The sequence below is a fragment of the Phytobacter sp. V69 genome (assembly GCF_965644215.1).
Classification (GTDB): Bacteria; Pseudomonadota; Gammaproteobacteria; order Enterobacterales; family Enterobacteriaceae; genus Phytobacter.
This window is the reverse complement of record NZ_CBFFRL010000036.1, coordinates 18,798-32,256: the sequence shown is the minus strand read 5'-3', so window position 1 is coordinate 32,256 and position 13,459 is coordinate 18,798. Positions and strand designations below refer to the sequence as shown.

Genomic DNA, 13,459 nt, shown 5'->3' with positions numbered 1-13,459 from the left:
CGGGAATAGCTCAGTTGGTAGAGCACGACCTTGCCAAGGTCGGGGTCGCGAGTTCGAGTCTCGTTTCCCGCTCCAAATTTTTACTCCATCAAATTATCCACAGCGGAAAGAGCATGCTGCGGACGATTCTTTGCGTTCTTACATATTATTGTAAACAGACTTATCCACAGATCCGTCTTCTTCATTTGAAATGCAAATCGCTTCGCTTGGTTAATAATATCATTGCAAACAACTGAAATTATTAGTGAAAATATGATTTCAAATTGTTAATGCGATCACTTGACGATTTTGTGGGCATTGAAACGCAATGCGTTTTTAATTTTATTCACAAGCTGTGGATGGCTCAGGCGTCACGCACCAGACCTTTCTCGATGACCCTGACAAGGCGTTGTTTCTTCGGCGTCTGGACTTCCACCACGCAGGCATTTCGCTTTTCCAACTGTTGCGCAATGGCCCACTCTATATGCTCATCAAGAAGTGGGTGCTCACCCCGACGTTGTTCCAGCGCATGGATATTGGCTTCATCCCACGGGGCATTGCCCAGCGCGACGGCAATATTTCGTAGCCAGCGTAAATGACCGATACGGCGAATCGCCGATCCCTCCGTCACTTTCAAAAACCAGCTCTCGGTCCAGGCAAACAATTCAATCAATTTCGGCGCATGCAGTGCCCTGCGTGGGCTGAAATCGGCTTCATCGGTCAACTGCGAGAAACGGTTCCACGGGCAAATCAGCTGGCAGTCGTCACAGCCGTAGATACGGTTGCCAATCAATGGGCGAAATTCTTCCGGAATCGCCCCTTCCAGCTCGATAGTGAGATAGGAGATGCAGCGACGGGCGTCGACGGTATAAGGTTCAACGATCGCGCCGGTCGGGCAAATGGTCAGGCAGGCCACGCAGCGACCGCAGCCTTCTTCAACGGGCTGGTCGACGGGCAGGGGCAAATCGATGAGGAGCTCACCCAAAAAGAAGAACGACCCGGCTTCGCGGTTAAGGATAAGTGAGTGCTTACCTGTCCAGCCAAGCCCGGCTTTTTCAGCCAGTGGACGCTCAAGAATGGGCGCAGAATCGACAAAGGGTCTAAAATTCAGCGAAGCACATTGCTGCTGAATTTTTTCGCCGAGTTGCTTTAACCGGTTACGCAGCAGCTTATGATAATCGCGACCCAGCGCGTAGCGGCTGACATAGCCCAGCGCCGGGTTCTTAAGCGTGCTGGCGAAGGCGGCATTCGCGGGAAGATAATTCATTCTTACGCTGATAACCCGCAAAGTGCCGGGCAGAAGCTCGTGTGGGCGGGCGCGCATCATACCGTGACGTGCCATCCACTCCATTTCGCCATGATATTGTTTGTCCAGCCATGCCTGCAGCTTAGGCTCGCTGGCGGAAAGGTCGGTGTCAGCGATCCCGACCTGCTGAAAACCCAGTTCAGTGCCCCACTGTTTGATGCTGTGCGCTAATTGATTGAGATCGAGGGGCTCTGACATGACGGACCATACAATGAAGAAATACGCAGCAAGTATACCACACTCCATTTGGCCTGCGGATGAACTGCGACGGGCGGAAAAGGAGGCGGCAGATAGCCTGGGGATCACGCTGTTTGAACTGATGCAACGTGCGGGTGAAGCCGCTTTTCATGTCGCGCGGGAACATTACGCTTCCGCGCAGCACTGGCTTGTGCTCTGCGGGCATGGCAACAACGGTGGCGATGGCTATGTCGTCGCGCGCCTGGCGGCGGCTGCGGGTATTCAGGTGACCCTGCTGGCTATCGAGGGGAGCAAACCCTTGCCGGAAGAGGCGCAGGCGGCGCGAGAAGCCTGGTTGAATGCGGGCGGCGTTATTCATGCTGCCGATATTGTCTGGCCCGAAGGCATTGACCTGATTATTGATGGCTTATTGGGGACCGGGCTAAACAGCGCGCCGAGAGAGGCTATCGCGACCCTTATCACCCATGCTAATGCGCATCCGGCCCCGATTCTGGCGCTGGATATCCCTTCGGGTTTACAGGCGCAAACCGGTACCACGCCGGGCGCGGTCATCCAGGCTGCGCACACCATCACTTTTATCGCCCTGAAACCCGGATTGTTGACTGGCAAGGCCCGCGATGTTGTCGGGGTGCTCCATCATCATGCCCTGGGGCTGGAAAACTGGTTGGCCGGACAGGAAACCTCTCTCACCCGCGTTGATGCAACGTTTCTTCCCCGCTGGTTTACGCCGCGTCGTCCTACCTCGCACAAAGGCTCTCATGGTCGGCTGGTGATTATCGGTGGCGATCACGGTACCGCAGGCGCTATCCGTATGGCAGGCGAAGCGGCATTGCGCGCCGGTGCGGGGCTGGTGCGTGTGCTCACGCGTAGCGAAAATATTGTCCCCATCGTTACGGCCCGCCCGGAGCTGATGGTACATGAACTCACACCGCAATCCCTTGAAGAAAGCCTGGAATGGGCGGATGTGGTGGTGATTGGGCCGGGGCTGGGTCAGCAGGAGTGGGGCAAAAAAGCCCTGCAAAAAGTCGAAAATTTCCGTAAACCGATGCTCTGGGACGCCGATGCGCTGAACCTTCTGGCAATCAACCCCGATAAACGTCACAATCGCATCCTGACGCCACATCCCGGCGAGGCCGCACGCCTGCTTGGCTGTTCCGTTGCAGAAATTGAAAGCGATCGCTTACTTTCTGCACAGCGTCTGCTACAACGATACGCAGGCGTTGTCGTTTTGAAAGGGGCGGGCACCGTGCTAGCGGGCGTTGGCGGCAAGGTCAGCATTATCGATGCCGGTAACGCCGGTATGGCCAGCGGCGGCATGGGCGATGTGCTGTCGGGCGTTATTGGCGCGCTGCTGGGGCAGAAGCTTGAACTGTACGATGCGGCCTGCGCAGGCTGCCTCGCCCATGGCGTTGCGGCAGATGTGCTGGCGGCGCGACAGGGGATGCGGGGCATGCTGGCAACCGATCTTTTTTCCACGCTGGTGCGTGTAGTTAACCCGGACGTTATTGAAACAGAAGATGATGAATCGAGTAATTCCTTTACCTGACGAGCAGGCGACCCTGAATTTGGGTCAGCGCATGGCCCAGGCTTGCGATGGCGCAACAGTTATCTACCTGTACGGCGACCTAGGCGCGGGTAAAACCACCTTCAGCCGGGGCTTTTTGCAAGCCCTGGGCCACAACGGGAACGTTAAAAGCCCGACCTATACGCTGGTTGAACCTTACACACTCGATAAGTTGAATGTGTACCACTTCGACCTGTATCGCCTTGCGGATCCTGAGGAGCTCGAATTTATGGGGATCCGCGATTACTTTGCCAACGACGCTATTTGCCTGGTCGAGTGGCCGCAACAAGGTGCGGGTGTGCTGCCTGACCCGGATGTCGAAATTCATATTGATTACCAGGCGCAGGGGCGTGAGGCGCGCATTACTGCTGTATCCTCATCTGGCGATGCATTACTGGCACGTTTGGCCGGTTAATCTAAGGGATGACGGGATGATTTATCGCGTTAAAAGTTGGCTAATGACCGCGCTGGTTTTATTCAGTATACAGGCCGGTGCGGCGAGTTTGTCTGATATTCAGGTATCCAATGGAGATAACCAGGCCCGTATTACCTTCAGTTTTATGGGCGATCCGGAATATTCCTTCTCCCAGGAAGGTAAGCGCAGCGTTGCGTTGGATATCAAGCAAACCGGTGTTATTCAGGGGTTGCCGCTGCAGTTTAGCGGCAGCAATCTAGTCAAAAGTATTCGTTCGGGCACGCCGAAGGACAACCAGTCGCTGCGACTGGTTGTCGATTTAACGCAAAACGGCAAAACCCGTGCGGTGAAACAGCAAAGCGGTTCGGGTTATTCCGTCGTCTTTACCATTGATGCCGATGTGCCACCGCCGCCTCCGCCGCCAAAAGTAGTGGCAAAACGCGTGGAAACGCCTGCCGTCACCCCGCAGCCGATGCAAACCCAACCAACCGGGCGCAATCCCTTTAGCGGCAGCAACGATCGCATCACCAGCGTAACCAATAGCAATACGGAAGTTCGTCCTGCGGCGCAGGCTCAGGCGCGTCCGGCCTCCGGGGACAGTAGAGTCATTATCGCTATCGACGCCGGACATGGCGGGCAGGATCCTGGCGCGATTGGCCCTGGCGGTACTCAGGAGAAAAACGTCACCATCTCCGTGGCGCGTAAACTGCGTACCCTGCTCAATAGCGATCCGATGTTCAAGGCTGTGATGACCCGCGATGGCGATTACTTTATCTCGGTGATGGGGCGTTCGGACGTGGCGCGTAAACAAAACGCCAACTTCCTGGTGTCTATTCATGCAGACGCCGCGCCGAATCGCGATGCTACCGGTGCCTCTGTCTGGGTATTGTCCAACCGCCGCGCGAGCAGCGAAATGGCGGGCTGGCTTGAGCAGCACGAGAAACAGTCTGAGCTGTTGGGCGGCGCGGGCGATGTGCTGGCAAACAGTCAGTCTGACCCCTACCTGAGCCAGGCGGTGCTGGATTTACAGTTCGGCCATTCTCAGCGCGTCGGTTATGATGTCGCCAGCAGTATGATTACTCAACTTGCGCGCATTGGCGCACTGCATAAGCGCCATCCGGAACATGCCAGCCTCGGCGTGCTTCGTTCACCGGATATCCCGTCCGTGCTGGTTGAAACCGGGTTTATCAGTAACAACAGCGAAGAGCGTATGTTGGGCAGCGATGCGTACCAACAGCAGCTTGCGGAAGCGATCTACACGGGTCTGCGCAACTATTTCCTGGCGCACCCTCTGCAGTCTGCACCGCAGGGTGGCAGTGGACAAATGGCTAACGCCGCCGCGCCTGCAAGCGGATTGCTTAATTAAGGAGACTTCATGCCGATTCAGGTTTTGCCGCCACAGCTTGCGAACCAAATCGCCGCTGGCGAAGTGGTGGAACGCCCTGCGTCGGTGGTGAAGGAGCTGGTGGAAAACAGCCTTGATGCGGGTGCGACCCGTATCGATATCGATATTGAACGCGGCGGGGCTAAGCTCATCCGCATTCGCGATAACGGCGGCGGCATTAAAAAAGACGAACTGGCGCTGGCGCTGGCGCGTCATGCTACCAGTAAAATTGCCTCGCTTGACGATCTTGAAGCCATTATCAGCCTCGGTTTTCGTGGTGAAGCCCTTGCCAGCATTAGCTCCGTCTCCCGTTTACTGCTCACCTCGCGCACCGCCGAACAGCAGGAAGCCTGGCAGGCGTATGCGGAAGGCCGCGATATGGACGTGACCGTTAAACCGGCCGCCCATCCCGTTGGCGCCACCCTTGAAGTGCTGGACCTCTTCTATAACACCCCGGCGCGGCGCAAATTCATGCGCACCGAAAAAACCGAATTCGGCCATATCGATGAAGTCGTACGCCGTATCGCGCTGGCGCGTTTTGATGTCACCATCAATCTGAGCCATAACGGCAAGATGATGCGCCAGTACCGTGCGGTGAGCCAGGACGGGCAAAAAGAGCGTCGCCTGGGCGCGATTTGCGGCATGGCGTTTCTGGAGCAGGCGCTGGAGATCGAATGGCAGCATGGCGATCTGGCGCTGCGCGGCTGGGTGGCTGAGCCGACGGCGACAACCTCCGCATTTGCCGAAATCCAGTACTGTTACGTCAATGGCCGTATGATGCGCGATCGCCTGATTAACCACGCGATTCGCCAGGCCTGCGAAGACAAGCTCGGGGCGGATCAACAGCCTGCCTTCGTACTTTATCTTGAGATCGATCCCCATCAGGTTGACGTGAACGTCCACCCGGCAAAGCACGAGGTGCGTTTTCACCAGTCACGGCTGGTGCATGATTTTATCTACCAGGGTGTGTTGAGCGTGTTGCAACAGCAGACGGCAACCGCATTGCCGCTGGAAGACGAGCCCGCGCCGCGTCCGATACCGGAAAACCGCATCGCTGCCGGACGCAATCAGTTTGCCGAACCGTCGGTAATGCGCGAGCCAGCGCCGCGTAAGTCGGTTACTTCGGGGACATCTTCTTCTGCGGGGGCATCGCGGACACCATCATGGCCGAATGCGCAGCCGGGTTATCAGAAGCAGCAGGGGGCTTTGTACCGCCAGTTGCTGGAAACACCGGCTGCCGAGCGCAAAGTGGATACTGCGAAAGAGGTCGCTCCGGCGCTGGATGCACACAGCCAGAGCTTTGGTCGTGTGCTGACGATTGTGGCACCGGCATTTGCGCTACTCGAACGTGGCGGGCATCTTGCTCTACTGGCTTTGCCCGTGGCAGAGCGTTGGCTGAGACAAGCGCAGCTGGCACCGACCAACGGCCCGACCTGCGGGCAGCCATTACTGATTCCCGTGCGTTTAAAAGTCTTGCCGCAAGAAACGGCCGCGTTGAAACGTGCGCAGCCGGTACTGGCGGAAATGGGCGTTGAATTTGTGCCGGATGGTCAACATGTTACGATCCGCGCCGTGCCTTTACCCTTACGCCAACAAAATTTACAAATCTTGATTCCTGAACTGATAGGCTACCTGGCGCAGCAGACAGAGATTGATGCGATGAATGTTTCACACTGGCTGGCCCGCCATCTGGCGAGCGAGTACACCCAGTGGAATATGGCTCAGGCCATCAGCCTGCTTGCCGACGTCGAGCGTCTTTGTCCGCATCTGGTTAAGACCCCGCCGGATGGTTTGTTACAACCTGTTGATTTATCTATGGCGATGAACGCCCTGAAACATGAGTGATGTAAGTAAGGCTGGCCTGCCTAAGGCTATTTTTCTGATGGGGCCGACGGCCTCCGGTAAAACCGCGTTAGCCATTGAGTTACGTAAAGTTTTGCCAGTTGAGTTGATAAGCGTAGATTCCGCCCTTATCTATCAGGGGATGGATGTCGGTACGGCGAAGCCGAATGCCGACGAACTCCGGGCCGCCCCGCACCGGTTGTTGGATATTCTCGACCCGGCGCTGGCGTACTCCGCAGCTGATTTTCGCCGCGACGCGCTGGCCGCGATGGCGGAAATCACCGCAGCAGGGCGAATTCCCCTGTTGGTTGGCGGCACGATGCTCTACTTCAAGGCGCTGCTGGAAGGATTGTCTCCTTTGCCATCAGCGGATCCCGCGGTACGAGCCGACATTGAAAGACAAGCAGCAGAGCGTGGATGGGACGCGTTGCATCAGCAGTTACAGGCCATTGATCCTGTAGCCGCAGCGCGAATACATCCAAATGATCCGCAAAGGCTTTCCCGGGCACTGGAAGTTTTTTTCATTTCGGGTAAAACTTTAACAGATCTGACGCAAACGTCTGGAGATGCTCTGCCGTATCAGGTGCATCAGTTCGCCATCGCCCCGGCGAGCCGTGAACTGCTCCATCAGCGAATTGAGCAGCGTTTTCATCAGATGTTGGCTTCGGGTTTTGAAGCAGAAGTGCGGGCGCTTTTTGCTCGCGGAGATTTGCATACGGATATGCCTTCCGTTCGCTGTGTGGGTTATCGCCAGATGTGGTCTTATCTTGAAGGCGAAATTTCATACGACGAAATGGTTTACAGAGGTGTTTGCGCCACGAGGCAGTTAGCGAAGCGGCAAATAACCTGGTTGCGTGGCTGGGATGGCGTTCACTGGTTAGACAGTGAAAAGCCGCAAGAGTCATACAACGAAGTGTTACAGGTTATTGGTGCGATCGCGAATTGAATGTGTACAATCAAGTTGTATCGTGCGCAAAATTTTACGCAGTTTTCAGAACTCCCGGGTTCTAAGTACAAAACAAGCATATAAGGAAAAGATAGAATGGCTAAGGGGCAATCTTTACAAGATCCGTTCCTGAACGCACTGCGTCGGGAACGTGTTCCAGTTTCAATTTATTTGGTGAATGGTATCAAGCTGCAAGGGCAAATTGAGTCTTTCGATCAGTTCGTGATCCTGTTGAAAAACACGGTCAGCCAGATGGTCTACAAGCATGCTATTTCCACTGTCGTTCCGTCTCGCCCGGTTTCTCATCATAGCAACAACGCGGGTGGCGGCACTGGCAGTAACTACCATCACGGTAGCAATGCTCAGTCCTCTGCGCAGCAGGACAGCGAAGAAACCGAATAAGGTTGATGGCTGTTTTTCCATGTCGGGGAGCCAGGATTCTGAGTTCCCCGCTGGTATTTTAGGAGAGTTTACGCTTGTTTGACCGTTATGAAGCCGGTGAGCAGGCGGTGCTGGTACACATCTATTTTTCGCAAGACAAAGATATGGAAGATCTCCAGGAGTTTGAATCTCTGGTCTCTTCTGCCGGTGTCGAAGCAATGCAGGTGATTACTGGTAGCCGTAAAGCACCGCACCCTAAGTTTTTTGTAGGTGAAGGTAAGGCTGTCGAAATTGCGGAAGCCGTAAAAGCGACAGGGGCTTCTGTTGTTTTATTTGATCACGCATTGAGTCCGGCCCAGGAACGTAATCTTGAAGCGTTATGTGAATGCCGGGTTATCGACCGTACAGGTCTGATATTAGATATTTTCGCCCAACGTGCGCGTACCCATGAAGGTAAGCTGCAGGTTGAGCTGGCGCAGTTGCGCCATTTAGCGACGCGTTTAGTGCGTGGCTGGACCCACCTTGAAAGACAGAAGGGCGGGATTGGTTTGCGTGGCCCGGGTGAAACCCAGCTCGAAACCGACCGTCGTTTACTGCGTAATCGTATTATGCAAATCCTCTCGCGGCTTGAGAAAGTGGAAAAGCAGCGTGAACAGGGACGCCGCTCGCGCATGAAAGCGGATATTCCAACGGTGTCGCTGGTGGGGTATACCAACGCCGGCAAATCCTCCCTGTTTAATCAGATAACCGAGGCCCAGGTGTACGCGGCGGATCAGCTGTTCGCCACGCTGGACCCGACCCTGCGTCGCATTGATGTTGCTGACGTAGGTGAAACCGTGCTGGCGGATACCGTTGGGTTTATTCGCCATTTGCCACATGACCTGGTGGCGGCGTTTAAAGCGACGTTGCAGGAAACCCGGCAGGCAACGCTGTTGTTGCACGTGATTGACGCCGCCGATGTGCGTGTCGCGGACAACATCGACGCTGTGAATATTGTGCTCGAGGAAATCGACGCACATGAAATCCCGACGCTGCTGGTGATGAATAAGATCGATATGCTCGACGATTTTGAACCGCGTATCGACCGGGACGATGAAAATAAACCGATTCGGGTGTGGCTCTCTGCCCAGACCGGAGTCGGTGTACCACTGTTATTCCAGGCTTTAACAGAGCGGCTGTCTGGCGAGGTTGCGCAGCATACGTTGCGTTTGCCGGCAAAAGAAGGTCGTCTGAGAAGCCGTTTTTATCAGCTTCAGGCCATCGAAAAAGAGTGGATGGAGGAAGACGGGAGTCTGGGCATGCAGGTGCGTATGCCAATTGTGGACTGGCGTCGCCTCTGTAAACATGAACCGGCACTGGAAGACTACGTCGTCTGACCGGTTGGCCAGAAGGATTTTCCCCTTTTGGGGTACCCAAAATGAGTTGGGTTGCAACGAGGCAGCCCGAAGCATCAAGGGTAAAACCGCATAACAAATATGGAGCACATACATGGCGTGGAATCAGCCCGGTAACAACGGACAAGACCGCGACCCGTGGGGAAGCAGCAAACCAGGCGGCAACCCTGAGGGAAATGGAAACAAAGGCGGTCGCGATCAGGGTCCACCTGATCTGGATGATATCTTCCGTAAGCTGAGCAAAAAGCTCGGTGGTCTGGGCGGTGGCAAAGGCACCGGTTCAGGTGGCTCAAGCCAACAACCTTCTGGCCCGCGTGGCCACATTGGCGGGCGCATCGTCAGTATCGTCGCGGCGGCAGCCGTGATTATCTGGGCTGCCAGTGGGTTCTACACCATTAAAGAAGCGGAACGCGGCGTTGTGACCCGTTTCGGTAAGTTCAGCCATCTGGTAGAGCCAGGCCTGAACTGGAAACCGACCTTTATCGATAACGTGACGGCGGTAAACGTCGAATCTGTTCGCGAACTGGCGGCATCCGGCGTGATGTTAACCTCCGACGAAAACGTTGTGCGCGTTGAAATGAACGTGCAGTACCGCGTCACCGATCCTGAACGTTACCTGTACAGCGTGACCAGCGCGGACGACAGCCTGCGTCAGGCGACGGACAGTGCCTTGCGTGGCGTGATCGGTAAATACGTCATGGACCGCATTCTGACGGAAGGTCGTACCGTTATTCGTAGCGATACCCAGCGCGAGCTGGAAGAAACCATCAGACCGTACAACATGGGTATCACGCTGCTGGACGTCAACTTCCAGGCCGCGCGTCCACCAGAAGAAGTGAAAGCCGCCTTTGATGATGCGATTGCCGCACGTGAGAACGAGCAGCAATACATCCGTGAAGCGGAAGCGTACACCAACGAAGTGCAGCCGCGCGCAAACGGTCAGGCGCAGCGTATTCTGGAAGAAGCGCGTGCGTACAAGACCCAAACCATTTTGGAAGCCCAGGGTGAAGTGGCTCGCTTCGCAAAAATACTGCCTGAGTATAAAGCCGCACCGGAAATTACCCGTGAGCGTCTCTATATCGAGACCATGGAAAAAGTGTTGAGCCATACCCGCAAAGTACTGGTTAGCGACAACAAAAATGGCAACCTGATGGTTCTGCCGCTTGATCAGATGCTGAAAGGTGGCAATGCACCTGCGGCAAAGAGCGATAGCAGTGGCGCGAACAACCTTCTGCGCCTGCCGCCTGCGTCCTCTTCCGGTAGCAGCGGTGCGAGCAATTCATCGTCCACCAGTCAGGGCGACATCATGGACCAACGCCGCGCTAACGCGCAGCGTAACGACTACCAGCGTCAGGGGGAATAAGGATGCGTAAGTCAGTTATCGCGATAATCATCATCGTGCTGGTCGCGCTCTATACCTCAATTTTTGTGGTGAAAGAGGGCGAGCGGGGCATCTCCTTGCGCTTCGGTAAAGTGCTGCGTGACGATGAAAACAAACCGCGCGTATTCGAGCCTGGTTTGCACTTCAAACTGCCGTTTATCGAATCCGTGAAAACGCTCGACGCCCGTATCCAGACCATGGATAACCAGGCCGATCGTTTTGTGACGAAAGAGAAAAAAGACCTGATCGTTGACTCTTATATCAAGTGGCGCATCAGCGATTTTAGCCGTTACTACCTGGCAACCGGCGGTGGTGACGTGTCCCAGGCCGAAGTCCTGCTGAAACGTAAGTTCTCTGACCGTCTGCGTTCTGAAATTGGTAGTCTGGACGTAAGAGACATCGTTACCGACTCCCGTGGTCGCTTAACGCTGGAAGTCCGTGACGCGCTGAACTCCGGTTCTGCGGGTACAGAAGATGAAGTCGCTACGCCAGCAGCGGACGACGCGATCGCCAAAGCGGCACAGCGTGTTGCAGCGGAAACCAACGGTAAAGTGCCGGTGGTGAACCCGAACAGTATGGCGGCGCTGGGTATTGAAGTAGTCGACGTACGGATCAAACAGATCAACCTGCCAACCGAAGTTTCGGAAGCGATCTTCAACCGTATGCGCGCCGAGCGTGAAGCGGTTGCCCGTCGTCACCGTTCTCAGGGTCAGGAAGAGGCGGAAAAACTGCGCGCGGCGGCAGATTACGAAGTGACGAAGACACTGGCGGAATCTGAGCGCCAGGGCCGTATCCTGCGCGGTGAAGGTGATGCCGAAGCGGCGAAACTGTTTGCTGATGCCTTTAGTCAGGATCCCGACTTCTACGCCTTTATTCGTAGCCTGCGTGCTTACGAAAATAGCTTCCAGAGCAACCAGGATGTGATGGTGCTCAGCCCGGATAGCGATTTCTTCCGTTACATGAAGACACCGACTTCCGCGACACGTTAAACTGACACTATCGGTTTCGACGTAAAAACCACCGGCCCACCAGGGCGGTGGTTTTCTTTTTATAAGGACAAAAATGAACACAACAATCTGGCTGGCACTGGCTCTCGTTTTGGTCTTTGAGGGGTTAGGCCCGATGCTCTACCCACGCGAATGGCGTCGTATGATCGCTACGATGAGCACTCTTCCGGATAATGTTTTACGTCGCTTTGGTGGGGGTCTTGTGGTCGCAGGTATCGTTATCTACTACATGTTGAGGAAAACGATTGGCTGATCAAAAAACGGTCGAAATTGCCTGAAATTGGGTACAAAAAGTGCTGTATATCTGAAAATCCGATGGTAGAATCCATTTTTAAGCAAACGGTGATTTTGAAAAATGGGTAACAACGTCGTCGTACTGGGCACCCAATGGGGTGACGAAGGTAAAGGGAAGATTGTTGATCTTCTGACTGAACGTGCTAAATATGTGGTTCGCTACCAGGGCGGTCACAACGCAGGCCATACTCTCGTAATCAACGGTGAAAAAACCGTCCTCCATCTGATTCCATCAGGCATCCTCCGCGAAAACGTCGTCAGCATCATCGGTAACGGTGTTGTGCTGTCTCCGGCTGCGCTGATGAAAGAGATGAAAGGTCTGGAAGACCGTGGTATCCCGGTTCGTGAACGCCTGCTGTTGTCCGAAGCATGCCCGCTGATCCTTGACTACCACGTCGCACTTGATGTGGCACGTGAGAAAGCGCGCGGCGCGAAAGCTATCGGTACGACTGGTCGTGGTATCGGGCCTGCTTATGAAGACAAAGTGGCTCGTCGCGGTCTGCGCGTTGGCGACCTGTTTGATAAAGCGACCTTTGCTGACAAACTGAAAGAAGTGATGGAATATCACAACTTCCAACTGGTGAATTTCTATAAAGCAGAAGCCGTTGACTACCAGAAAGTGCTGGACGATGTGATGGCGATTGCCGACATCCTGACAGCGATGGTCGTTGATGTTTCCGATCTGCTGGATCAGGCGCGTCAGCGCGGCGACTTCGTGATGTTCGAAGGCGCGCAGGGTACGCTGCTGGATATCGACCACGGTACCTATCCGTACGTGACCTCGTCTAACACCACCGCAGGTGGCGTGGCGACCGGTTCTGGCCTTGGCCCGCGTTACGTTGATTACGTACTGGGTATCATCAAAGCCTACTCCACTCGCGTGGGTGCAGGTCCATTCCCGACTGAACTGTTCGATGACATCGGCGAGTTCCTGTGCAAACAGGGTAACGAATACGGTGCAACCACCGGTCGTCGTCGTCGTACCGGCTGGCTGGACGCCGTTGCAGTCCGTCGTGCTGTGCAGATCAACTCCCTGTCTGGCTTCTGTCTGACCAAACTGGACGTCCTGGACGGCCTGAAAGAAGTGAAGATCTGTGTTGCTTACCGTATGCCGGATGGTCGTGAAGTCACCACCACTCCGCTGGCGGCGGACAACTGGGAAGGTATTGAGCCGATTTATGAATCCATGCCGGGCTGGTCTGAATCGACCTTTGGCGTGAAAGAGCGTAGCGGGTTACCGCAGGCGGCGTTGAATTACATCAAACGTATTGAAGAACTTACTGGCGTGCCGATCGATATTATCTCTACCGGTCCGGACCGCACAGAAACCATGATCCTGCGCGACCCGTTCGACGCGTAATGATCCAG

12 protein-coding genes are annotated in these 13,459 nt (G+C 55.1%); 11 read left to right on the top strand and 1 reads right to left on the bottom strand.

What is annotated here, in order from left to right:
- Positions 1-343: 343 nt before the first annotated feature.
- Complete coding sequence (gene queG, locus ACSZPU_RS07460) at positions 344-1,483, bottom strand: tRNA epoxyqueuosine(34) reductase QueG (protein WP_498997094.1); 1,140 nt, start codon at positions 1,481-1,483, stop codon at positions 344-346.
- Between queG and nnr the strand changes: the two genes are divergently transcribed.
- From nnr to ACSZPU_RS07405, 11 genes are all read left to right on the top strand, one after another.
- Positions 1,482-3,029: a bifunctional ADP-dependent NAD(P)H-hydrate dehydratase/NAD(P)H-hydrate epimerase gene (nnr, locus tag ACSZPU_RS07455; protein WP_498997093.1), complete on the top strand. Its 1,548-nt coding sequence runs from the start codon at positions 1,482-1,484 to the stop codon at positions 3,027-3,029. The two genes, queG and nnr, sit on opposite strands and share 2 nt — an antisense overlap.
- Complete coding sequence (gene tsaE / locus ACSZPU_RS07450; RefSeq protein WP_498997092.1) at positions 3,001-3,462, top strand: tRNA (adenosine(37)-N6)-threonylcarbamoyltransferase complex ATPase subunit type 1 TsaE; 462 nt, start codon at positions 3,001-3,003, stop codon at positions 3,460-3,462. The genes nnr and tsaE overlap by 29 nt, the downstream gene beginning before the upstream one ends.
- 16 nt (positions 3,463-3,478) lie before the next feature.
- Positions 3,479-4,828 (top strand): N-acetylmuramoyl-L-alanine amidase AmiB, encoded by a 1,350-nt coding sequence (amiB, locus tag ACSZPU_RS07445; protein ID WP_498997089.1) that lies wholly within the window; start codon positions 3,479-3,481, stop codon positions 4,826-4,828.
- 9 nt (positions 4,829-4,837) lie between these two features.
- The gene (mutL, locus tag ACSZPU_RS07440; protein ID WP_498997088.1) at positions 4,838-6,691 is read left to right on the top strand and encodes a DNA mismatch repair endonuclease MutL; all 1,854 of its coding nucleotides are present in this window, start codon (positions 4,838-4,840) and stop codon (positions 6,689-6,691) included.
- Positions 6,684-7,634: a tRNA (adenosine(37)-N6)-dimethylallyltransferase MiaA gene (gene miaA / locus ACSZPU_RS07435; RefSeq protein WP_498997085.1), complete on the top strand. Its 951-nt coding sequence runs from the start codon at positions 6,684-6,686 to the stop codon at positions 7,632-7,634. Before mutL ends, miaA begins: the two co-directional genes overlap by 8 nt.
- Positions 7,635-7,730: 96 nt before the next feature.
- Positions 7,731-8,036 (top strand): RNA chaperone Hfq, encoded by a 306-nt coding sequence (gene hfq, locus ACSZPU_RS07430; RefSeq protein ID WP_039077815.1) that lies wholly within the window; start codon positions 7,731-7,733, stop codon positions 8,034-8,036.
- A 74-nt stretch (positions 8,037-8,110) separates the two neighbouring features.
- Complete coding sequence (hflX, locus tag ACSZPU_RS07425; protein WP_498997084.1) at positions 8,111-9,391, top strand: ribosome rescue GTPase HflX; 1,281 nt, start codon at positions 8,111-8,113, stop codon at positions 9,389-9,391.
- Positions 9,392-9,503: 112 nt separating this feature from the next.
- Positions 9,504-10,772, top strand: a complete 1,269-nt coding sequence (gene hflK, locus ACSZPU_RS07420) for an FtsH protease activity modulator HflK (protein ID WP_498997082.1) — start codon at positions 9,504-9,506, stop codon at positions 10,770-10,772.
- Between the two features lie 2 nt (positions 10,773-10,774).
- Positions 10,775-11,779 carry a protease modulator HflC gene (gene hflC / locus ACSZPU_RS07415; RefSeq protein ID WP_498997080.1) on the top strand — a complete coding sequence of 335 codons (1,005 nt, stop codon included), beginning with the start codon at positions 10,775-10,777 and terminating at the stop codon, positions 11,777-11,779.
- A 73-nt stretch (positions 11,780-11,852) separates the two neighbouring features.
- Positions 11,853-12,050 carry a DUF2065 domain-containing protein gene (locus ACSZPU_RS07410; protein ID WP_498997078.1) on the top strand — a complete coding sequence of 66 codons (198 nt, stop codon included), beginning with the start codon at positions 11,853-11,855 and terminating at the stop codon, positions 12,048-12,050.
- Positions 12,051-12,152: 102 nt separating this feature from the next.
- Positions 12,153-13,451 (top strand): adenylosuccinate synthase, encoded by a 1,299-nt coding sequence (locus ACSZPU_RS07405; protein WP_498997076.1) that lies wholly within the window; start codon positions 12,153-12,155, stop codon positions 13,449-13,451.
- Positions 13,452-13,459: the final 8 nt, after the last annotated feature.

Coding starts and splice junctions, on each gene's coding strand:
- nnr (WP_498997093.1), top strand. CDS start 1,482: ATGACGGACCATACAATGAAGAAATACGCAGCAAGTATACCACACTCC.
- queG (WP_498997094.1), bottom strand. CDS start 1,483: ATGTCAGAGCCCCTCGATCTCAATCAATTAGCGCACAGCATCAAACAG.
- tsaE (WP_498997092.1), top strand. CDS start 3,001: ATGATGAATCGAGTAATTCCTTTACCTGACGAGCAGGCGACCCTGAAT.
- amiB (WP_498997089.1), top strand. CDS start 3,479: ATGATTTATCGCGTTAAAAGTTGGCTAATGACCGCGCTGGTTTTATTC.
- mutL (WP_498997088.1), top strand. CDS start 4,838: ATGCCGATTCAGGTTTTGCCGCCACAGCTTGCGAACCAAATCGCCGCT.
- miaA (WP_498997085.1), top strand. CDS start 6,684: ATGAGTGATGTAAGTAAGGCTGGCCTGCCTAAGGCTATTTTTCTGATG.
- hfq (WP_039077815.1), top strand. CDS start 7,731: ATGGCTAAGGGGCAATCTTTACAAGATCCGTTCCTGAACGCACTGCGT.
- hflK (WP_498997082.1), top strand. CDS start 9,504: ATGGCGTGGAATCAGCCCGGTAACAACGGACAAGACCGCGACCCGTGG.
- hflC (WP_498997080.1), top strand. CDS start 10,775: ATGCGTAAGTCAGTTATCGCGATAATCATCATCGTGCTGGTCGCGCTC.
- ACSZPU_RS07410 (WP_498997078.1), top strand. CDS start 11,853: ATGAACACAACAATCTGGCTGGCACTGGCTCTCGTTTTGGTCTTTGAG.
- ACSZPU_RS07405 (WP_498997076.1), top strand. CDS start 12,153: ATGGGTAACAACGTCGTCGTACTGGGCACCCAATGGGGTGACGAAGGT.